The 22,273-nt window shown below is 44.9% G+C and carries 20 protein-coding genes and 2 tRNA genes; 11 read left to right on the top strand and 11 right to left on the bottom strand.

The window, feature by feature from the left end; genetic code table 11:
- Positions 1-56 precede the first annotated feature (56 nt).
- Complete coding sequence (locus MO387_RS14475) at positions 57-1,697, bottom strand: diguanylate cyclase (protein ID WP_107947581.1); 1,641 nt, start codon at positions 1,695-1,697, stop codon at positions 57-59.
- Between the two features lie 388 nt (positions 1,698-2,085).
- On the opposite strand from MO387_RS14475, the gene MO387_RS14470 reads away from it, so the two are divergent.
- The 3 genes from MO387_RS14470 to MO387_RS14460 all read left to right on the top strand — a co-directional run bounded on the left by MO387_RS14470 (position 2,086) and on the right by MO387_RS14460 (position 4,781).
- Positions 2,086-2,766 carry a class I SAM-dependent methyltransferase gene (locus tag MO387_RS14470; RefSeq protein WP_107947579.1) on the top strand — a complete coding sequence of 227 codons (681 nt, stop codon included), beginning with the start codon at positions 2,086-2,088 and terminating at the stop codon, positions 2,764-2,766.
- Positions 2,756-3,817 (top strand): HNH endonuclease, encoded by a 1,062-nt coding sequence (locus tag MO387_RS14465; protein ID WP_107947576.1) that lies wholly within the window; start codon positions 2,756-2,758, stop codon positions 3,815-3,817. The genes MO387_RS14470 and MO387_RS14465 overlap by 11 nt, the downstream gene beginning before the upstream one ends.
- 67 nt (positions 3,818-3,884) lie before the next feature.
- Positions 3,885-4,781, top strand: coding sequence for a nuclease-related domain-containing protein (locus MO387_RS14460; RefSeq protein ID WP_107947575.1), 897 nt, complete (start codon positions 3,885-3,887; stop codon positions 4,779-4,781).
- Between the two features lie 117 nt (positions 4,782-4,898).
- On the opposite strand, the gene MO387_RS14455 is transcribed toward MO387_RS14460, so the two are convergent.
- Positions 4,899-6,509, bottom strand: coding sequence for an ABC-F family ATPase (locus tag MO387_RS14455; RefSeq protein WP_107947559.1), 1,611 nt, complete (start codon positions 6,507-6,509; stop codon positions 4,899-4,901).
- A 799-nt stretch (positions 6,510-7,308) separates the two neighbouring features.
- On the opposite strand from MO387_RS14455, the gene MO387_RS14450 reads away from it, so the two are divergent.
- Positions 7,309-7,902: a VF530 family DNA-binding protein gene (locus MO387_RS14450; protein ID WP_107947557.1), complete on the top strand. Its 594-nt coding sequence runs from the start codon at positions 7,309-7,311 to the stop codon at positions 7,900-7,902.
- Between the two features lie 650 nt (positions 7,903-8,552).
- On the opposite strand, the gene MO387_RS14445 is transcribed toward MO387_RS14450, so the two are convergent.
- Positions 8,553-9,083 carry a phytase gene (locus MO387_RS14445; RefSeq protein ID WP_234421016.1) on the bottom strand — a complete coding sequence of 177 codons (531 nt, stop codon included), beginning with the start codon at positions 9,081-9,083 and terminating at the stop codon, positions 8,553-8,555.
- Between the two features lie 378 nt (positions 9,084-9,461).
- On the opposite strand from MO387_RS14445, the gene MO387_RS14440 reads away from it, so the two are divergent.
- Entirely contained in the window at positions 9,462-10,502 is a 1,041-nt protein-coding gene (locus tag MO387_RS14440) for a diguanylate cyclase (protein WP_107947555.1), read from the top strand.
- Between the two features lie 43 nt (positions 10,503-10,545).
- Complete coding sequence (locus MO387_RS14435) at positions 10,546-11,334, top strand: CLCA_X family protein (protein ID WP_012197192.1); 789 nt, start codon at positions 10,546-10,548, stop codon at positions 11,332-11,334.
- Positions 11,335-11,434: 100 nt separating this feature from the next.
- Here MO387_RS14435 and MO387_RS14430 read toward each other — a convergent pair whose 3' ends face one another.
- The 4 genes from MO387_RS14430 to MO387_RS14415 all read right to left on the bottom strand — a co-directional run bounded on the left by MO387_RS14430 (position 11,435) and on the right by MO387_RS14415 (position 14,727).
- Complete coding sequence (locus MO387_RS14430; protein ID WP_107947553.1) at positions 11,435-12,385, bottom strand: hypothetical protein; 951 nt, start codon at positions 12,383-12,385, stop codon at positions 11,435-11,437.
- Between the two features lie 221 nt (positions 12,386-12,606).
- Positions 12,607-12,683, bottom strand: a tRNA-Val gene (locus tag MO387_RS14425).
- Between the two features lie 37 nt (positions 12,684-12,720).
- Positions 12,721-12,797, bottom strand: a tRNA-Val gene (locus tag MO387_RS14420).
- Positions 12,798-13,347: 550 nt separating this feature from the next.
- A complete protein-coding gene (locus MO387_RS14415) occupies positions 13,348-14,727 on the bottom strand; it encodes an MATE family efflux transporter (protein WP_107947551.1) in 1,380 nt (459 codons plus the stop codon).
- A 33-nt stretch (positions 14,728-14,760) separates the two neighbouring features.
- On the opposite strand from MO387_RS14415, the gene MO387_RS14410 reads away from it, so the two are divergent.
- Complete coding sequence (locus MO387_RS14410; protein WP_012197183.1) at positions 14,761-15,384, top strand: riboflavin synthase; 624 nt, start codon at positions 14,761-14,763, stop codon at positions 15,382-15,384.
- Between the two features lie 34 nt (positions 15,385-15,418).
- Here the strand turns inward: MO387_RS14410 and MO387_RS14405 are convergent, their stop codons facing one another.
- Positions 15,419-15,619, bottom strand: a complete 201-nt coding sequence (locus MO387_RS14405) for a CPXCG motif-containing cysteine-rich protein (protein WP_006087488.1) — start codon at positions 15,617-15,619, stop codon at positions 15,419-15,421.
- A gap of 313 nt (positions 15,620-15,932) precedes the next feature.
- The gene (locus MO387_RS14400) at positions 15,933-16,166 is read right to left on the bottom strand and encodes a hypothetical protein (RefSeq protein ID WP_107947549.1); all 234 of its coding nucleotides are present in this window, start codon (positions 16,164-16,166) and stop codon (positions 15,933-15,935) included.
- A 291-nt stretch (positions 16,167-16,457) separates the two neighbouring features.
- Between MO387_RS14400 and thrS the strand changes: the two genes are divergently transcribed.
- The 4 genes from thrS to rplT all read left to right on the top strand — a co-directional run bounded on the left by thrS (position 16,458) and on the right by rplT (position 19,584).
- Positions 16,458-18,386 carry a threonine--tRNA ligase gene (gene thrS, locus MO387_RS14395; RefSeq protein ID WP_107947547.1) on the top strand — a complete coding sequence of 643 codons (1,929 nt, stop codon included), beginning with the start codon at positions 16,458-16,460 and terminating at the stop codon, positions 18,384-18,386.
- Between the two features lie 3 nt (positions 18,387-18,389).
- Positions 18,390-18,932: a translation initiation factor IF-3 gene (gene infC / locus MO387_RS14390; protein WP_012089240.1), complete on the top strand. Its 543-nt coding sequence runs from the start codon at positions 18,390-18,392 to the stop codon at positions 18,930-18,932.
- Positions 18,933-19,016: 84 nt separating this feature from the next.
- A complete protein-coding gene (gene rpmI / locus MO387_RS14385) occupies positions 19,017-19,211 on the top strand; it encodes a 50S ribosomal protein L35 (protein ID WP_006081653.1) in 195 nt (64 codons plus the stop codon).
- A gap of 16 nt (positions 19,212-19,227) precedes the next feature.
- Positions 19,228-19,584, top strand: a complete 357-nt coding sequence (rplT, locus tag MO387_RS14380) for a 50S ribosomal protein L20 (protein ID WP_006081652.1) — start codon at positions 19,228-19,230, stop codon at positions 19,582-19,584.
- Between the two features lie 264 nt (positions 19,585-19,848).
- Here rplT and trxB read toward each other — a convergent pair whose 3' ends face one another.
- Both trxB and ald read right to left on the bottom strand, forming a co-directional pair.
- Positions 19,849-20,802, bottom strand: a complete 954-nt coding sequence (gene trxB / locus MO387_RS14375) for a thioredoxin-disulfide reductase (RefSeq protein WP_107947545.1) — start codon at positions 20,800-20,802, stop codon at positions 19,849-19,851.
- 340 nt (positions 20,803-21,142) lie between these two features.
- Positions 21,143-22,258 (bottom strand): alanine dehydrogenase, encoded by a 1,116-nt coding sequence (gene ald / locus MO387_RS14370; protein ID WP_107947544.1) that lies wholly within the window; start codon positions 22,256-22,258, stop codon positions 21,143-21,145.
- Positions 22,259-22,273 lie beyond the last annotated feature (15 nt).

The following is a 22,273-nucleotide window of genomic DNA, read 5'->3' as shown; positions in this document are numbered from 1 at the left end:
GAGTCAAACCGAATGACATTACGGCCTGATTCATGCACCGGATGAGTGAATGGGTTTCAATCCTGCCCACTTGGTGAAACCACTAATTGATTTCGGCCTAATCGTTTCGCTTCGTACAAGTGTTTATCCGCCAGTAATAAGCAATCTTGAAACTCTTCACATTCGTCCAAGAACACTAAGCCGCCGCTGAGCGTCACTTTAAACTCGACGCCATCTTCGACAAATACAATATGGCTAAAGCTCTCGCGGATCGCATTTAACTTAGCAATGGCCAGTGGCTTTTGCATATCTGGCAGCACTAGCATAAATTCCTCGCCACCGTAGCGACCGGTAAAGTCCGTTTGCCGTAAGGATTGTTGTAACAGATGGGCAAAGGCCAGCAACACCTTGTCACCACCAGCATGGCCATAGGTGTCGTTCACTTTTTTGAAGTGATCTAAATCGAACATGGCGATACAAACCTGAGAGTTAATTCGCCTCGCCACGTTATAGCAACGTCTCGCGGCAACCAGAATTTGGGTATGGTTTAACAGCCCTGTTAGGCTGTCGCGGCTTGCCGAACTGCGAATATCATGGCCACGTTGGGCGCGGGAAATCACCTGGGCGACAAATAAGCTCGGTGCAGTTTGCTTCGAAATCAAGTCATCTGATCCCGCTTGTATGATGCTGACTTTATTCTGCATAGTATCGTCAGAACTCAACACTAGGATGGGGCTAGAGGTGTATTTATCCAATTGGCGGATCATCTTTGCTAGCTCAAGCCCGTTCACTTCGGGCATGTACAAATCGAAGATAAACAAATCAGGCTCAAATTGTTCAAGGGCAGGCAAGACTTGCTCTGCACTCGATAACCCTTTTACCATCAAACCATGACTGCGTAACAGACTTGAAAAGTAATCCACCATAGATTGTTGATCATCCACCAGTAACACCTTAAGCGGCTGTTTCTCTGACATCTTGAGGGATTGGTGGATTTTGCGCACTAATAAGGTGGTTTCAGCGGGTTTGACAAAATATTCGCTGACATTGGCACGAATGGCCAATAGCCGCATGTCAAAATCCCCCCGCGACGATAAAACAAACACTCGAGTATTGTTCTTCTCAAACTCAGTAGCAGCTTCGAACAAGGCTTCTTCAGTCCAATCGGGTAGAATTAAATCTAATAAAATCAGATCGAAGGGCGATTCATTTTGCACCACCAGAAAACTCGTGAAATCCAAAAAGTGCTGCACACTAAAACCGAACTCTCGCAGCTGCTTTGTGATCATAGCGCCGACATTACCATCGTCTTCTATGATGGCAATATGGTGCTCATGCCGCGCCTTAGCCGGTTTATAGGGACTTTGCTGCATTTGCGCCTCCACCACTGGCGCCGACGGTTGACCGCGCATATTGTTTTGCAACAACTGGTGGAAGAGGGTATCTAAGCCTTTGATAGTAGGAAGTTCGGGAGCTGGCGCATTGAGCAACCCTTTAAGCTGCAGCTCAAGTTTATCGACTATTTGTTTGGTATCCGACAATCCAAAGGTCTCGCTCGACCCTTTTAAGTTATGCACCTCGCGATACACAGCCGACAGCATGTGTGCATTCCAATTCTTACGCAACGAAATCCACAAGGTAATGATTTGTTTCTTTTTATCCGGCAGTGCATGTAAAAACTGTCGTTTAAGTTGCTCTAACGAATCTTCAAAACTCATAGGCAATAGATATCCTAAATGATTGAGCCCTAGGTTTCTCCGTGTGGTCGCTACCTCGGGACGATAAAACCCGTTTATACCGATACTTAAATTGACACTGTTCTCAACAGAAGGATGTAACAGATTCAACCAATTGCACGTATTTCCTCTCTGACTAATAGAGTGTAAACCACTGCAAAAAAAACGACGGAGAAATGTAGAGATGTCGCTTCCCTAAATAGACTTCCTTTTTAAATCGCCAATATTCGCGTTGTGACATAAAACGGCAAAGCGTAAAATATTTTATGTAAAACAGCAGGATAATGATGACGTGTATTTTGTATCAAAAGCGATTGTGATAAGTTAGCCTCATTAAAAACAATCACTTGTTGCAAAAGGATCCTTGTCAGTGAGCATAGCATTTTATAATGACCACGCCGAAATACTCGCGGCACAGTATTTGTCTAAAACCTTTGAAGAAGTGCATTCAAGTTGGTTACATCATTTTTTACCTTTACTCGCCAAAAATACACTGTCGATATTGGATGTTGGAGCCGGTTCTGGGCGGGATGTGCATTACTTAGCCCAAAAGGCACAGGGCAGAGAAACGCAAATTATTGCGGTCGAACCTGCGGTTGCGTTAGCGAAAATGGGGCAGGTGTTAACCCGAGATTTGGCCGTGAGCTGGATTGAGGATGGTTTACCTCAGTTGCAAAAAGTGGTTGGCCTAGCGCAACAGTTTGATCTGATTTTACTCAGCGCGGTGTGGATGCATTTATCGCCCTCTGAGCGCCCACATGCACTGGCAACACTCTCACGTTTACTCAATTCAACGGGACTTTTAGTCATCAGTTTGCGCCATGGTCCAAGCCCCGATGCGCGCGTTATGCACCCCGTTAGTGCTGATGAACTGCTCACATTGGCTGCAGATTGTCAGCTACAACTTTTAGATTCGAGCCAAGATGAGACTGACAAACTCGGTCGCACACAAGTGCATTGGCAGACGCTAGTTTTTACATCCAAACTGATGCCAAGCGTAAATTCACCTGAAGCAAGCGTTATTATTCAGGAGCGACTGAATGCCGATTGATGCGAGAAAACAAGTTGAATTTATTAGCTATTTACAACGTCTGTTAGTGGAAGGTGATTTCGTTACAACATACAAATTTGCCTTACTGCATGCGATCGCAGATGTCTGCATCGAACGGCCATTAATACTTAATGCCGATCCTGAACAGAGAACTGCCATCAGTATTGATGAGCTGGTAGAAAAGTTTATTGAACTCTATTGGCAACACTCTTTACCTTTTGGTGCCGTTAATGCGCATTTTGTTCTACTTCAAAATAATGGAAAGCAATCAGCCTTAATCAACAGTTTGATTGAGCTACGTAATCAAGGCGTTAACAGTTTATCCCAGTTAAAAGCGCATCTTAGTTATCCAGCTTTATTGCGTAAAACACGCGCTACCTTTAAAGAGGGTCCGTTATGGCGCTTACAAATTTTGTCCCGAAGCGCAGATTGTTTTCTTTATCCCCATGATAAAACGAAAAATTACATTGAGTTAAATCCGGGCATAGCATTTTGCTTCAGGCGATTTCACGATTTAGTGGTGTCATTGGCTCGTACTCAATGGGTGCAGAAAGTCGCCGAATTTCCCGCAAATCAGGTCGTTATTGGCAATAAAGGCAATTTAAGCGAGTTTCTATTTGGCAGTGACCGACAGACGATCACTCACGCCAGACCTGTACTACTTGATATCCAAAAAGGCCAATGCTTCTATTGCCATAAGTCATTAAAAGAAACTGGCGAAGTGGATCACTTTATTCCTTGGACACGATATCCTAATGATTTAGGGCATAATTTTGTTCTCGCTCATAGCAGTTGCAATAACAATAAACGCGATCATCTTGCCGCTCAGCACCATAAAGATAACTGGTATGAGCAAAATATTATCCAGCACGGCCAAGCGTTGCACTCTGAACTCAGCCGATATTTCGTCTGTGAGAGTGATCGCTCTGAAGCCATTACGACTTGGGCTTATCAGCTTGCAGGACAAAATCGCTCGCCTCTATGGCTCGATAAAAAGACCTTTGTGCATTTTAACGCGACAGATAATGACTTATCGAGCACAGCAATCTAGAAACAAAGTAGTAAGTAGCGTTTATTCAGCTTCAGAATCTTAATAATCTAATTTTTAAAGGAAAGGTATGACAGAGTTACTAAAAGGGATTTTTTCAGTTTCACTTATTTTGTTGGGGATGGGAGCGATTTTAGTTCCTATGTTTTTTGTTATACGGCATAGAGACAGAACGGTAAAACTCCCTATTGATAGGGAGAAGTTAAACAGATTGCCGGGTTTTGGCATTCAAAAACAGATCCAAGAGCTGCAATTTGATATTCTGAGCGCAATGCTCATGTCGGTCATCATTGTTACCATTCCGTTTGCATTTGAAGGATTAAGGGGATACCTCGACAAAGGTACATTTCCTTTGGCATTTGTTGGATTCATTGTACTCGGCCCAATTTATTTTGTGGTCAAAACCTATCGTAGTATGACTCGATTGACTAAGTTACGTTTGGGGCATACCGCCGAATTAGCTACCGCAGCTGAACTAATGCGTTTGCAGGGATTGGGTTATCAAGTTTTCCATGATATTCAAGCCGATGGATTTAATATTGATCACTTAGTTGTAGGCATTAATGGGGTGTTTGCCATTGAAACTAAGGGGCGGCACAAGTGGTACAGTGATAAGAAAAACGAGTCGAATGGTGGACAACATAAGGCACATGAGTTGTTTTACCGTGATGGGAAATTGGTGTTTCCGTCTTGGACCGAAACGGCACCGATTGAACAAGCTCAACGTCAAGCTAAGTGGGTGAGTGAATGGCTCACAAAGGCTGTAGGCCAATCTATTCCGGTAATGCCTGTACTCGTATTTCCCGGGTGGATGGTGAAGTCACAAACTAAACCACCGTTTCCTATCATTAATCATAAGCAAGTCGCGATTACACTTCCTAAGATGAATGCCGCTATATTCACTCAAGAGCAAGTGAATGCAATCGCCTATCAAATTATGCAACGTTGTTTGCAGGGCAAGCCATAACTCACCTCACGTTTTGAAATCATTATTTGGCCCAACAAAAAGTCGTCATTGGATAACCAATGACGACTTTTTAATGCGATAACGCTGGATTAATCGGCGCAAGTTAGCCGAATAGCATTACGCGCTTTTTCTCGCTTCCATTTCGGCTTGGCTTGAAAGGTACTCATCGAAGGTACCTTGGAAGTTAATCACTTTTTTATCTTTAATATCAATGATACGTGTAGCGAGCGACGATACAAACTCACGGTCATGACTGACAAATATCAAAGTGCCTTCAAAGTCTTTCAATGCATTATTAAGTGCTTCGATGGCTTCCATGTCCATGTGGTTTGTCGGTTCGTCCATGATCAGCACGTTGATGTCTTGCATCATTAACTTACCGAATAACAAGCGGTTTTTCTCTCCGCCTGAACAGTTACGCGCTTTCTTGTTGGCATCATCTTCGGTGAACAGCAGACGGCCTAACATGGCACGTACCATCAGATCGTTATGCTTGGGTTGGCGCCACTGTGACATCCAATCCATTAGCGTGTAGTCATTATCAAATTCGTCACTGCTGTCTTGCGGGCAATAGCCGATTGATGCGTTTTCTGACCACTTGATCACGCCTTTATTATGTTCTAAATCATTGACTAAGCAACGTAGGAAGGTGGTTTTACCCACGCCGTTCTCGCCGATAATCGCTAATTTTGCGCCAGCTTCGAGGATCAAGTCGCCGCCTTGGAATAACTGTTCGCCATCAAATCCGTGGGCGAGATCTTCGAGGATCAGTGCTTGGCGATGCATTTTCTTGCCAGCATCGAAACGAATAGAAGGGTGGATACGGCTAGATGATTTCACATCATCGAGTTTGATCTTGTCCATCTTTTTAGCGCGCGAGCTAGCTTGCTTCGCTTTAGAAGCGTTGGCACCAAAGCGGTTAACGAAGTCTTGCAGTTCTTCGATTTCAGCACTTTTCTTGGCGTTGCCCGACAATAATTGCTCGCGGATCAAAGAGGATTGGGCGAGGAAGTATTCGTAGTTACCTGGGTAAATGCGCAGTTCGCCGTAATCGATATCGGCCATGTGGGTACAGACGGCATTCAAGAAATGCCTATCATGGGAAATAATGATCATGGTGCATTTACGTTTGTTCAACTCGGCTTCTAACCAGCTAATGGTATGGATGTCCAAGTTGTTGGTTGGTTCGTCCAGCAGCAGAATATCTGGGTTGGCGAATAGTGCTTGTGCCAACAGGACTCGCAGTTTCCAGCCCGGTGCCACTTGTTGCATTAGGCCGTAATGGAAAGATTCTTCAATACCCGCTTCGAGCAGGATTTCACCGGCGCGGCTTTCGGCGCTGTAGCCATCCATTTCGGCAAATTCACTTTCAAGATCGCCTACACGCATGCCATCTTCTTCAGTCATATTCGGATTAGCGTAAATTGCATCGCGTTCCTGTTTGACTTTCCACAGGGCAACATCCCCCATGATCACCGCATCGATCACACTGTATTGTTCAAACGCGAACTGATCTTGGCTTAGGGTACCGACTTTTAAGCCGGGCGTGATGGACACATTGCCAGAGGTTGGCGCTAACGCTCCGCTGAGGATCTTCATAAAGGTCGATTTGCCACAGCCATTCGCGCCGATCAAACCATAGCGGTGACCATTGCCAAATTTCGCTGAAATGTTTTCAAACAATGGCTCTGGGCCAAACTGCATCGTGATGTTCGCGGTAGAGATCAAAGGAGCTTTCCTAGGTATTTGCTAACGGGGATTGTGACAAACAAGCCTCAAAATGAAACATGCGCTTCACCCACTCTAAGCCAAAATAGTAAAGTGGGGATAATAAGGTCGCGGAGTATACAGACTAAGGGCTAAATATGCGAGCAAGTATGTGATGCGCAGCGATAAATCGAGCCGTTTCAGTTGCGTTTATTTTGAGGATGAGCGAAGGCGTAAGCGGTTTATCGGCAAAAATTGGCACAGGTTTGAGCTTGCTACTGAGTGAAGGTCTGTTAAGTGACTCTTATCTAAGCGTCTACCTATGAAGTCTCTATATAAAATGCCTATCTATGAAATGATATCCATTAAGTGCTTTCTATTAATGATAGGCGCCGATGGTAGATTCAAGCCCTCATGGCGACTTGAGGCGTGGTAGATTTCATGCGCTAAAGCCAATGCTAAACCCTGCCAGAACAAATAAAAGGAGGCGTTTAGCTTATTTACCGTTATTATTCCCGCAGTTTTGCTGAGAAAGCAGATTTTGCGGCTAATTTTGCGGCAAATAGTTAACTGCACTATATGCAAGTTTTGGGTCTAGTAAGATTAACGATTCAAGCATATAACGCTGCATGCTAGTGCCGTCACTTAAGCGAATAGCTTAGCGAGTGCCATCATTCGCTTAAGTGATTTTAATGGCTTAATTAACTAATGTTATTGCTTTTATAGCTCATTTAGTCGCGAATTCAGTAACTAATTTGATAAATCAATACCGTAAACTAATACTGTAAAATCAGCCAATTGGGCTGGATTTGGAATTCCCATGATAGAAGAGCAACAGAACAACCCATTACACGGCCTTAAACTCGAGACAATGATCACTGAGTTAGTCGATTTTTATGGTTGGAAAATTTTATACGCGGCATTAAAGCTAGGCTGCTTTAACACTAACCCGACCATTGAGGCCTGTATCATTTTCCTCAAAAAGACCGAATGGGCGCGGGAGAAAGTGGAAAACTTCTACTTATACCGATTCAAGCGTATGCCTAAAGCCGTCGGTGAGCAGTTTGATCTTAAGCCACGTGAACGAGGTTTTGCCTCAGGTATCGCGCCGCGTAAACCGATGGAGCTAACATTAGCCTCTATCGCTGAAATGCAAGCCAAAGCCAGCGCCGAGTACGAAGCGGGTAACCGCCGTCCAAACTCTGGATACGGCTCAGGTAGCTCAGGTAAAAGCGCAGCCAAAAAACCTGCGGGTGGACGCGGAACAGGTTCTGGCTATGGTTCATCGAATAGCAGCTCCCAGCGCCGAAGCGAACCCAGAAACGATTCAAGAAATGATTCAAAAATGACAGAGCGCTCAGGACCAGGCCCGTCGACGGATGATAACGATCCGTGGGGCACTAAGCGCAGCTAAGCCTAATCCGATGTCTGCCAAATTTAGCGGGCATGGCTTTTTACTGGCGTTAGTTTTGCGCTCGTTTTTTCACGCATGCGATTTGCCGTTGTTTCTACGGTTTGCTGTTTCATGCTAGTAAGGAATGAGTGTTGTATTCAGTTAGCTTTTACATGAGTAGACTTTAATACCTGAGTTGATTTTTGTATTGCTTGGCTTGTGTAAGCGTCGGTTTGAAGTTATGGCTCTGACTGTTTGATAAAACGTCTGATTTATCGCCTGATTAAATGAAAAAGAGGTTAACCGTAGTACACGGTTAACCTCTTTTTTACGACTAACTATTCACTTTATTGCATTATGGTTAGAAAATTCTCGGGGGTTATAGTTTTAGATTTGCATATCGAGCGCATAATGAGTGAATGCCACAATTTACAATCAGGTAGCGCCAGTCGCTCATTATTACGCCAAGTTCAAATAACTCACCTCCAAAATCAGCCCTAAACTTGCTTTAAACGCGAATGCCAAAGCTCATGTTAAGTACTGCTCCCAAGGTTTGGTTCAAACCATTCATCCAAAGCGCAAAAGCCTTTTCTACACTTTTCATTTGTCAATTCTTGTTCACTTGTTACTTGATGTTTTTTGCGCTGCGTCATTTTGTCAGCAAACTGACCTTAGTGGATCTCGAGTTGTTTGACTATGCTGCTCCAAGGTAACCATTTAAAAGCTTGGTTGGCATCGGGTAAGTGGTTGTGACCGTCCTGTACCACCAGCATTCCCTGTTGCCAAACTCCACTACCGACGGGCAAATGCTTGACGGCTAGCCCATCGGTTTCGGCGCTGCCGTCGATGCTGGTTTCGCGGCCGTTTTCCATCCCGTTCAAGTTCACGCCAATGCGGAAACGTCCCACCTGTGCGTAAGGCGCGCTTGCTTGATAAAGCAGATAACTGTTATTGCCTTGGCTTGAGACCACCAGCAAATCTTGTTTTTTGCCGTGAATGCTCGCACCTTGGTAGAGTGAAATCCCTTCAATATCGGCGACTAAATCCCCTCCGGCCTTGATGATTAGTTTGCCCTCAGTGCTGGCGTTCGGTTTGGCATCAAAGCGCCAAATGCCTTTGTCTTCTTCACCGATAAACAGCGCATGTTGGGCTTCATCGACCACGCAGCCTTCAACTTGGCTTGGGGTATGAATATCCCGCACGAGTTTGATACTGGGGCCATTTTGCTGCCAATCGACACGGTATTGGGCGATACGGCCGGACGTGTCTCTTCATTTTGACCACTAACTTAATACAGGTCCTTTGTTGTTTGTTAATATAAAAGTGAACTTCTATTCAATAAAATGCATAAAAGTTAGGCAATTACCCGAGGCTACATCGATTATTTTGCATATTTAAAGCATAGATATTCATGTAAGCACGTTTCAAGGATGCATATTCTATGTTGTCATTTTTCATTAATTTAACTTTAAGGATAAAATAAGGCTTATGCTGAGTACTTAAAGGCATAAACTCGCGAGTTTTAGAGTGATCCCTGCTAATCTGATTGAGTCTATTTAATGTTATCGCTAGGAATGCCGATGGATAAAAAACCCCTTGAATTGGTTTACCCATTTTTAACGGAAGCTTTGCGGCTGAGCGAGAATGGTCTAGCGGTGTTAGACAAGCATAATCATTTTATCTTTTATAATAATACCTTTGCCAAAATGTTTGGTTTTGTTGAGCAAGACATGGTCGGCAAGCATTTTGATGACATGATGCGCTTTGCCTTTACCCATAAACAGGGACCGAACATTGAACATGAAACCATAGAGGAATGGCTCGAACTGATTCATGCCAATCAACGTAAATCAGCTTTTCGACGTTTTGAAGTGGATCTGGTGGATGGCTGCTGGTTACAACTCTCGGAACAGGTTTATCACAATGGCGATATGGTGATTGTTTGCACGGATATCACCCAGTTAAAACAGGTCGAATTTGCCCTTAGGAATGCGCAGACTGAATTAAATCGCCTCGCGCTCACCGATGAGTTAACGGGGATTGCCAATCGGCGTCACTTTTTTCAGCAGTTAGAACATGAAATCAAACGCTTGGGTCGCTTACAGTTGCCATTATGCCTAGTGATGATGGATATCGATAATTTTAAACTGGTTAATGATCGCTACGGCCATCAAGTCGGTGACAAGATATTGCAACATTTTACCCAATTCATCAGCGCCCGAACCCGTCCCTACGATATTTTTGGCCGCCTCGGCGGTGAAGAGTTTGCACTGCTACTGCCAGAAACCACGGTTGATACCGCTCAAAAAATCGTAATGCGTATGATGTCATCCCTTGCCAATGAGGACATTTCTGCAATCGTGGCTGATTTTCAATATCAATTTTCAGCAGGCGTCAGCGCCTTAACCCCTGTGATTATTCGCCATAGCATTGATAATACTACTGATATTGCAGATGTGGAGCAGGTTGAATTGCTCGTGGGAACCGGAAGTCAGTGTCGCTCGGATGCTGAAAAGCTGGTGGCCGAGGCCGATAAAGCACTCTATCACGCTAAAACCCTCGGGCGGAATCGTGCGGTAATATGGGACGAGGTGATGTTACCTCGCCACAAGCCCAGCTAAACAAAGCATTCGACATTCAGTGCATTAGTACTCAAGGGAAACTGTGTTAATCAATCAGCAATATACCCGCCATGGACCCGATTACCGATTTGGTGAGCAGGTGACATTTCTTGATGTTAAACAAACCTTTGGTTTTAGTCATGTACGTGTTGGCCGCTGGGTTACGCGGGATGAATCGCGCCTTGCTGCGGATCTGGTGTTTGATTCGCTCGCCGATCTGGCCTTTATCTTAAAGTTGCCACCTTTGACGTTAGGTCTGCGCGAAACCGTGAGTCTGGCTTTTGGTCATGGCGGTCAAAAAGGCGTTCAGGCCCATTATGCGCCCGCGACTCGGGAATTGGCCTTGGCAAAAAATGCCGGTGCTGGCGCTTTAGCCCACGAATTTTGGCATGCGTTTGACCACTATATTGCCGCTAAGTCCTTCAAATCTTCGTCTAAGCGGTTTCAATGCGCGAGCGATCTTTGGTTGTCGGATCTGCCCGTCATAGAACATCCACTGAATGCACGCTTATCAGAGATCTTCAAGGTAACGTTTTTGAGTGGTGATGGCGATGAGCCCCATGATTATGTGCGCCGAGCGATTGCCTTAGACAAAAAACATGGCATGCAGTACTTCGCACGGCCAACTGAAATGATGGCGCGGGCATTTGAAGCTTGTATTGAATCCTATGATGCGATTTCGAATCCGTATTTAGTATCTGGGACACGCTTTTCAGCAATGGCAAAGGAGGGCGCTTATCCCGATGAAGCCCACCGAAAAGTGATTTTTAACGCTTTGATCAATTACTTCGAGCCACTAGGAATGGCATTGAGTAAACATCCGCTTGGCTGATTATAATCTTTTGAAAGTACGTCAAAATACGGTAAATGGCAGTGTGATGCGAGTACAAGCTTGGTTGGCAAGTCGACAAATTCGAAGCTGATTTAACTATTCAACGGTGAGTGAAGGTGTGAGTCGTGCCGTTTTGCTTAGTCGAAAGTGTTTGCCAGCAATAGGCCAAACTGTGGCGGATAGCATCGAGATATTGGGACGCCTGAGTATCCATTAAATACCAGTAGCTGGGTTTTGATTCTGGCATGTGATTAAAAAATAATGCTTCGGCATTGATGACTTGTTTTAAATCTGCATATTTTAGCCAAACGTCGATAGGCGTATGAGCCAGCGCAATCAGCCAATCGAATTGTATGTGTTTTACGGAATGTGGCACATCTGTCGATGGGTTTGCTTCTTGTAAACGCGCAAGTAAATCAAAGGGATTGCCCGAGTTAATCACCTGCGAAGCTTGGGATGAACTCTCTTTGTCTGTTGTAGCTAAATTTGCTAAAAAAACCGGTGACAGAGTGAACTCCGGCCAGTCGAGTGCGGGCGCGAACATCTGCGCAATCCGCCGCTCGCCTAACCAGTTATGCACCATACACGGTAAGTGGTCTTCAGGCGGTAAATCATTGGGCCTTGCTAAACTCGGAAACAGCGACATACGCTGCACTTGAACATGCTGAGACAACTGCTGCATCAACACGATTGTGGTTAAGCCAGATGAAGGCCAGCAGCCAAGCTGAGGCGTTAATTCAATCGCAACTTGTGTCAAAGCTTGGGTAAGCAAATCATTTTGCGGGTGACCTTGTACCACAAAAGCATATTTTGATTCTGCAAAACCGCCATTAGCGATATTCACTATCTGATTATTTTGGTTACTTTTCTCATTCCATTGAGTGCCGTTAAAGATAAATGTCGTGCCCGTAGTAGCAGGCTGCCAATTGCCAGAAGCATTACCAATAATGGTCACTTGCTCGAAGGCAAGTTCGCGCGCCAAAGTGTGCAGTTCGACTCGCGAATGCGGCATCTGCAAATGTTGGTGCATGTGGGTATGAGACTTAGGCATAGGCTGAATATCTGTTTCACGGACTCAAAATGAACTTCATTGTAATGGATATCTCCCTGAGTCCAAAGGCTTAATCAGCCAACACAAATCGGCATTAACAATATGTTTTGAATTTATAAAGAAATTTCAAAGATGAAGAGGGACAACTTGCTCAAGAACGGAGAATCATTGGTTTTGAGTAAATATATAGGAATTAGCACAAATGGAGATAAAACAAGAAATGGTACACCCGAGTGGACTCGAACCACCGACCCCTACCATGTCAAGGTAGTGCTCTAACCAACTGAGCTACGGGTGCACTGTTTGAATTTCAAATTTAGACTCTTTGAAGAGAGTGGTACACCCGAGTGGACTCGAACCACCGACCCCTACCATGTCAAGGTAGTGCTCTAACCAACTGAGCTACGGGTGTATAGTAAATTTTAACTTGCTATTCAAAAGCGTTGCGCCTTGGAACGAGCGCTATATTAGGGGCATAGCGCAGGGCTGGCAAGCAAAAAAATCAAATTTGTCGTCAAATGGTGAATTGCTGTGCAACTTGTCCAGTGTTTCAGCAAAGTCGCTGATAAAACCGCAGTTTCTTATTCGTTTATACCAATCGTATAAAATATCTGCTCATTCAGCGGGAGTTCAACGCGCTTTAGACAAGGCGAAGGCTTGAAGGCATAGTGGTGCTCTGTCGAAAGCCTTAAACGCAGTATAAAGCGCGTTGCCATGCCGTTAACATCAGCCGCCCTTAGGGAGCCACGCAGGCATCCCACTCCTGTGTTGCATTGACTTAAAAGGGAATAACCATTTCTGCGTCAATACGCCTTGGATTGAGATGCCTGTGAGACTCTGAACTGATTAGATCCTGTGAGACTCTGAACTGATTAGATATTTAATGTGATTGGTATTAGAGAAGGCATCGAAATCAAACCGATAAACAAAACGGCGAGCATCGATGCTCGCCGTTAATGCTATCAATGATGCACACTATCACCATCGATGAGGCTTAAATGCACGCCATGTTTTTGGATGTAACGCAGTCGAATGAAAAATAGCAGCGCCGCCGAGGTGAGGCCTGCTATCAATCCGGCCCAGAAACCATGGGCGCCCATGGCAGGAACGATATGATCCGTATAAGCCAAGGTATAACCGAGTGACATCCCTATGCCCCAATAGGAAAACAGCGTGATATAAAAGGCACTGCGGGTATCTTTATAACCACGTAGGGCTCCGGCGGCAACCACTTGGACTGAATCCGATAATTGATACAGTGCCGCCATCAACATCAAGCTGCCGGCTAAAGCGACAACTTCAGGATCACCATTATAAAGCTCTGCAATCTGGAATCTAAATATGACGGTCAAGACTGCAGTTGATAATGCAAGGGACAGCGCAAGCCATAAACCCACTTTGGTAACCACTGCGGAAATATCGGCGCGATCACGGCCTAAGTAGTAACCAATTCGAATCGATACCGCGATACCAATAGATAACGGCAGCATAAATACGATGGCAGAAAAGTTCAGTGCTATCTGGTGACTTGCCACCACAGTTGCGCCTAATGGGGCGAGTAACAGCGCGATAATGGCAAATAAACTCACTTCAAAAAACAGCGCCATAGCTATCGGCATGCCGAGTTTGGTCATTTTTTTCATCGTTTCAAAGTCAGGACGATGAAATTTACTGAAAGGAGCCAAGGCCGCGAATTTCTTATGCAGCTGCATATAAATCGTCATGGCAATCAGCATGGCCCAAAAAACCAAGGCAGTGGCAATACCGCAGCCAGCGCCACCCATCGGAGGTACGCCAAAGTGTCCATAAATAAAGATGTAGTTGGCGGGGATGTTCACTGCTAAGCCGACAAAGCCAATGACCATAGTCGGTAACGTGTAAGAAATCCCTTCACTACAGCCGCGCAGCACTTGATAAAGTACAAATGCGGGCGCGCCCCATAAAATACCGTCGAGATATCCAATGGTTAAGCGGTATAATTCTGGTTCTAAATCCATATGGCCAAGCACAAAGGGCGCTGATGCGAGGAAAATCATCACGCCAATGCCACCAATGATGGCAAGATAGGCACCTTGAAAGGCCAAAGGTTGGATAGCTTTTTGGTTATTCGCCCCATTGTAGTGGGCAAATAAAGGCGTAAAAGCCATCAGTAAACCTTGGACAAACAGAATAGCGGGCAACCAAAGGCTAGTGCCGACCGCAACAGCGGCCATATCAACCGCGTTAACACGGCCCGCCATAACGGTATCAATAAAGCCCATCATGGTCTGAGTGACCTGAGCTATTAGCACCGGCAGCGCCAATTGGATTAAACGTTTGGCTTGATAGCCTGAATTATTCATAAATACAGCCTTTAACGATTAAGCGAGCAAAAAATGTTTACAGGTATAGTTCAAGCCACCTGCGAGGTGGTTGCAATACATAAGAAAGATGGCCTAAATACCCTTGAGGTAGCGTTCGAACCTGATTTGCATGAGGGACTTGCGATTGGTGCAAGTGTGGCAAATAACGGGGTATGTCTTACTGTGACTCAGGTCGTTGATGATAGGGTATTTTTCGACGTAGTGGAAGAGACCTTGCGACTGACGAATCTGGCTAATTTGTCTATAGGTCAAAGCGTTAATGTTGAGCGTTCGTTAACTTTTGGTAGTGAGATTGGTGGTCACATTCTCTCTGGCCATATCCATACTAAGGCTAAAGTCGTTGATATTAGCCATACAGAACAGCATTATGATCTGACACTGGGCATTGAGCCTAAATGGATGGATTACATTTTTTATAAAGGTTTTGTTGGCGTTAACGGCTGCAGCTTAACGGTAGGCGAGGTGAGTGACTCCGGCTTTAAGTTGCACTTAATTCCTGAAACCCTAAAACTGACCAATTTAAGTCAGTATAAAGTGGGTGATGAACTCAATATTGAGATCGACAGCCAAACGCAAGTTATCGTCGACACTGTCGAGCGCGTGCTGGCCAGGCGTTTTAACGAACAAGCCCGTTAGTTTCATGACATCGCAGCCTTTAGTGCAATCTCGTTTAATAGATTTGCTCGTCGTCTGAATCGATATACAGCTCAACGGTACGTCTCAATTCGTCGATATGTAAGCGTAAGTGAATGGGATTACAACAAATTCGGCAATCATCGTAATAATCTTGATCTCCGCAGCTGGCATCGATACTGATATCTTGATGGTGCCCGCAGTGGGGACAAGCAATAACTTTGTTCATGACTCTCATGGTGTAACTCCTTATAGCTAATAGAAGAAAGCCACAATAGAGCAGAGCCCCAATAGAATAGAGCGAATCACTCAGTTCAATCAGTACATCTCACACTTAGTTCGTTCATCGCACTTATTGTTGTGCGCGTTGGTTTTGCAAACCTGAGTGCTGTTTATGTGCGTCCTATTCGAGCGCCTCTATTTAAGTGCTTCCTATTTGAGTATACAGCAGAGTGCAGTGCGCTGACTTAGACGAAGTCGGTCTCAAAAGGCAGCACGATAGACCTTCTGGTTAAATATTTTGCTTAATTGTTCAACAACACTTTTAGCATTTAGTCCTTAACCGTGACTAATCCTTCCATTTCGCTACTGTGTAACACGCCATCGCGGGCATTTTGGGTAATATCCAGCGTTAAACGCTGCATCTGTAGCTCAAGTTCACTTTTAATATCAACGAGTAATACTTGAGTATCAATCTGAGGTTCGTTTGTACTTATATGCTGCGGCTCAGGTAAAGCGGCGACTGTGTTCGTGAGTGCCACAGCCAGTAGAATGCAGTTCAACATATCAACTCCCTTGTCATGTTTTCAGTGATGGCTAATAAACTGGCGCCAGAATAGGGGAGTTAGATGACCGCTAAGTTACCAAGACACTGCAAAATCATGAATTTGCTTTTTGCTTTCAATCCCAATTCTGGCCAATATGCTTGCGCCTTTTAGCTACAATCCCTTAGAATAAACGCCCTGCTACGCAAGGCGGCTAAGACTCCTGTACTGTCTTAACCTAGCGAGCATTTCTCTTACATTAACTAAAACCAAGTGGCCCTACGTGTGGGTCACCACTGGAAAGGACATTTCATGCCTGTAATTACACTTCCCGATGGTAGCAAACGCGAGTTTGCTCATGCTGTATCGACCCTCGATGTTGCCGCCGATATTGGCCCTGGTTTAGCGAAAGCTTGTATCGCTGGCCGCGTTAATGGCGAATTAAAAGATGCTTGCGATCTCATTGAAACCGATGCAGAACTATCAATCATTACCGCCAAAGACGAAGAAGGTGTTGAAATTCTTCGCCATTCTTGCGCGCATTTATTAGGTCACGCGATTAAGCAAATGTGGCCAGAAACCAAGATGGCGATTGGTCCAGTTATCGATAACGGCTTCTACTATGATATCGACCTTGAGCACAAGTTGACTCAAGATGACATCGACGCCTTAGAAAAGCGCATGCTTCAACTGGCCAAAACTAACTATGACGTAGTAAAATGTGTGGTTAGCTGGCAAGAAGCGCGCGATACATTCGCGGCGCGTGGCGAAGATTATAAGATTGCCATTCTGGATGAAAACATCAGCAAAGACGCGACGCCTGCGCTGTATCATCACGAAGAATACACAGACATGTGTCGTGGACCGCACGTACCTAACATGCGTTTCTGCCAACATTTCAAATTAATGAGCATTGCTGGCGCTTACTGGCGTGGCAACTCAGAAAACAAGATGTTGCAACGTATCTATGGTACTGCTTGGGCTGACAAAAAAGCTTTGAGCACACACTTAACCCGTCTTGAAGAAGCGGCTAAGCGTGACCACCGTAAAATCGGTAAGCAGCTCGACTTGTATCATATGCAAGAAGAAGCACCGGGTATGGTGTTCTGGCACAACGACGGTTGGAGCATCTTCCTCGAATTAGAAAGATTCATTCGCCGTAAGTTAAACCAATACACTTACCAAGAAGTAAAAGGTCCATTAATGATGGACCGCGTGTTGTGGGAACGTTCTGGTCACTGGGATAAATACTCAGAAGCCATGTTCACTACCAGCAGCGAAAACCGTGAATATGCTATCAAGCCAATGAACTGCCCAGGCCATGTGCAGATCTTCAACCAAGGGTTGAAATCTTACCGCGACCTGCCATTACGTATGGCTGAGTTTGGTTGCTGTCACCGTAATGAACCTTCTGGTTCGTTACACGGATTAATGCGCGTACGTGGCTTTACCCAAGATGACGCGCATATTTTCTGTACTGACAGCCAAGTTCAAGAGGAAGTGAGTGCTTGTATCCAGATGGTTTACGATACATACGCCACCTTCGGCTTTGAAAATATAGTGGTGAAACTGTCGACTCGCCCAGAAAAACGTATCGGTGACGATGCGATGTGGGACAGAGCGGAAGAAGCGCTTAAGCAAGCTCTGCGTGACAATAATATTGAATTCACCATTTTGCCAGGTGAAGGCGCGTTCTACGGACCAAAAATCGAATTTACTTTACACGATTGTTTGGACCGTGCGTGGCAATGTGGTACTGTGCAGCTCGATTATGCGTTGCCAAGCCGTCTTGGTGCAACTTACGTTGCCGAAGATAATAGCCGTCAGACCCCAGTGATGATCCATCGTGCCATTTTAGGCTCTTTGGAACGATTCTTGGGTATCTTGATAGAAGAATATGCAGGACGTTTCCCAACTTGGTTAGCCCCAATGCAAGTTGTCGTGATGAATATCACTGATAAACAGGCTGATTATGTTGAAGAAGTCGTAAAATTCTTCAAAGAACAAGGTATTCGAGCGTCTTTTGACTTGAGGAATGAGAAAATAGGCTTTAAAATACGCGAACACACCTTAAGGCGTGTCCCTTATTTGTTGGTCGTTGGCGATCAAGAAATGGAAAATAAGGAAGTAGCGGTGCGTACCCGTGATGGTATCGATTTAGGTAAGATGCGACTTGAAGATTTCGCCACTAAAATCCATCAACAGATTTCGCTCCGTAGTCTCAAATTGTTGGAGGAATAGGTCATAAAGATCAAAAAAACAGCAGGGCGTCAGCCGGCCCCTAATAGAATCAATGAAGAAATCACAGGTGTACCTGAAGTACGCTTAACTGGCATTGATGGTGAAGCTATTGGTGTGGTAAGCATCAGAGATGCTCAGAATTTGGCAGATGAAGCAGGTGTAGACCTGGTAGAAATCAGCCCAAATGCTGAACCTCCAGTATGTCGCATTATGGACTACGGTAAGTTCCTTTTTGATAAGGCTAAGTCAGCCAAGGAACAAAAGAAGAAGCAAAAGCAGGTTCAGGTCAAGGAAATTAAATTCCGTCCTGGAACTGACGAAAACGACTATCAGGTAAAACTACGCAACCTGATACGTTTTCTGGAAGACGGGGACAAAGCGAAGATTACGCTACGTTTCCGAGGTCGCGAAATGGCACACCAAAACCTGGGTATGGATCTATTGAACCGTATCAAGGCTGATTTGGACGAGTATGCGGTTGTTGAATCTTTCCCGAAAATGGAAGGCCGACAAGCAATTATGGTGCTAGCGCCTAAAAAGAAATAAGTAGGGCAAAACTTAAAGTAGCAAAGGTCTATGGCCTTTGCTCGCCTTGCTTTTTATTAAACATCCCAATGCGGAGTTTTAGAAATGCCTAAAATGAAAACAGACAAGGGTGTAGCGAAGCGTTTTAAGAAAACCGCTAATGGTTTCAAGCGCAAGCAAGCACACTTACGTCACATTTTGACGAAAAAAAGCACTAAACGTAAACGTCACTTACGTGCCAAATGTTTAGTATCAAAAGCTGACGTTCCAGCAATCGCGCGTCAATTACCTTACGCTTAATTTAGGAGTTTAGAAAATGCCAAGAGTTAAGCGTGGTGTAACCGCTCGTGCTCGTCACAAGAAAGTTTTAAAACTAGCTAAAGGTTATTATGGCGCTCGTAGCCGTACTTACCGTGTTGCTGTTCAAGCAGTAACTAAAGCTGGTCAATATGCTTATCGTGACCGTCGTCAGAAAAAACGTCAATTCCGTCAACTTTGGATTGCACGTATTAATGCTGCCGCTCGCCAAAATGGTCTGTCTTACAGCCGTTTCATCAACGGTCTGAAAAAGGCGTCTATCGAAATCGATCGTAAGATTTTGGCTGACATCGCTGTATTCGACAAAGTTGTATTTGCAACTTTAGTTGAAAAAGCAAAAGAAGCGTTAAACTAAGAAATTAGTTTGTTGCTGTAGAGAAGGGACCATTTGGTCCCTTTTTTTGTGCGCCATTTTTGACTTAACCCAATGATGTTATTTACCTAAACACTTATAAGCGCTCATCTGACTGGTACAAGATTAAGCATCGTGAAGGAAAAACATGTGCACGCGTGAACAGTACTGATTGGAAAACTCACAAAATTTTTTGTAATCGCTTAAGGATTTTGGGCTAAAAAAATAGCAGGCTAAGCCTGCTATTCGTTGAAAAATTGAGTCTAGTTACTTCTTAGCGTCTAAATAACGCTCTGCATCGAGTGCGGCCATACAGCCTGTGCCCGCAGAAGTAATCGCTTGACGATAATGTTGGTCCATCACATCACCACAAGCATAAACACCTTCGATACTGGTTTGCGTGGCGTTACCTTGCAAACCGCTCTGTACTTTTAAATAACCGTGGTTCATTTCCAACTGGCCTTCAAAAATACCGGTATTAGGGCTGTGACCAATCGCGACGAACACACCAGCAACGGCTAAGTCAGTGATTGAGCCATCTTTAGTGCTCTTCATCTTCAGGCCGTTTACACCCATAGCATCACCAACCACTTCATCCATGGTTTGATCTAAATGAAGGATGATGTTGCCATTGGCAACTTTGTCCATCAGACGGTCGATTAAGATTTTTTCTGAGCGGAAGTTGTCACGACGGTGGATCAGATGCACTTCAGCGGCAATATTGCTTAAGTACAATGCTTCTTCAACGGCAGTGTTACCGCCACCGATCACAGCGACCTTTTGATTGCGATAGAAGAAACCATCACAGGTCGCACAGGCTGATACACCGCGGCCCTTGAATGCTTCTTCTGACTCTAATCCTAAGTAACGGGCAGAAGCGCCAGTTGCGATGATCAGCGCATCACAGGTGTACTCGCCGTTATCGCCTTTCAAACGGAAAGGGCGCTCGGTTAAGGTCACTTCGTTGATGTGATCGAACAAGATTTCAGTATCGAACTTTTCAGCATGCTTCTGCATACGTTCCATCAACGCTGGACCAGTTAAGTCATCCGCGTCACCTGGCCAGTTTTCAACTTCAGTCGTAGTGGTTAATTGACCACCTTGCTGCATACCTGTGATCATCACAGGTTTTAAATTAGCACGCGCAGCATAAACGGCTGCGGTATATCCTGCTGGGCCTGAACCCAAAATCAATAAGTTACAATGTCTGACCTGGCTCATTTTTATCTCCGTGCCTTTAGCAAATTGCAAGGATTGTAGGGAATTTACCTGTGGGGGTAAAGTGTTGGAGGGCGATTCTTTTAGATTGCGCTAATCGAGTCAGTGCGCTTTGGTATTCAGAGTGTCATTTTTACTTTACTACGGCCAAATAAACAGCTTGAGAGGGCATCACTAACGAAAGCACGAGACAAGTTTGGATACGGGAGATTATCGATTCGCATGCTTGAGCTTTGGTTCTGGCCAATAAAAAATCAGCCTCAACAGAGTCGAGGCCGATTTGGATCATTTGCTAGGTGAAGCAAACGCAATGTTCCACCGAAAGCTTAAGCTAATTAAATGCTTATGCCAGTAATGTAACTGGAGAGGTGAACGCTAAGTTCAGGGCGTGAGCCACTTCCTTACAGACCACTTTACCGTGCATCACGTTTAAGCCATTGAGTAAGTGCTTGTCTTGCAACAGCGCTTCTTTATAGCCTAAGTTAGCTAACTTAAGAATATACGGTAGCGTTGCATTGTTAAGTGCGAAAGTGGAAGTGCGAGCAACCGCACCTGGCATGTTCGCCACACAGTAATGCACAACATCGTCAACGATATAAGTCGGATCTTGGTGAGTCGTTGCGTGTGACGTTTCAACACAGCCGCCTTGATCGATTGCTACGTCAACGATGGCACTGCCCGGCTTCATACGTGAAATCATGCTACGGGTAACCAATTTAGGTGCCGCAGCACCTGGGATCAGTACGCCACCGATCACAAGATCGGCTTCAATAACATGACGTTCAATCGCATCAGCAGTAGAGTAAATGGCTTTTACGGCAGAGCCGAATTGCACATTTAAGCGACGTAGTGCATCAATACTGCGATCAAGTACTACAACATCAGCGCCTAAACCAACAGCCATTTGCGCTGCGTTAGTACCAACCATGCCGCCACCAATAATGACGACTTTAGCTGGTTCAACCCCTGGTACGCCGCCCAGTAACATACCGCGACCACCAGATGATTTCTCTAATGCCATAGCGCCAGCTTGGATAGACATACGGCCAGCAACTTCTGACATTGGGGCAAGTAAGGGCAGGCCACCACGGTCGTCAGTCACAGTTTCGTAAGCGATACATACGGCACCACTTTTAATTAAATCTTCAGTTTGCGGTAAATCTGGCGCAAGATGCAGATAAGTAAATAAAATCTGATCGTGACGCAACATAGCGCGTTCAACTGCTTGAGGCTCTTTTACTTTTACAATCATCTGCGCTTTAGCAAAAACTTCAGCAGCAGTCGCTAAAATTGTGGCGCCAGCATCAATATAATCTTGATCTGAAAAACCAATACCTGTGCCAGCATTTGTTTCTACAAAAACTTCGTGACCTTTGATCGCTAACTCGCGAACACTAGAAGGAACCATACCGACACGATATTCGTGGTTTTTAATTTCCTTGGGAACACCAATAATCATCTTTGAGCCTCAATT

It is taken from the genome of Shewanella sp. N2AIL, from assembly GCF_022690845.1.
Lineage (GTDB): Bacteria > Pseudomonadota > Gammaproteobacteria > Enterobacterales > Shewanellaceae > Shewanella > Shewanella baltica.
This window is presented reverse-complemented; position numbering and strand designations above follow the sequence as displayed.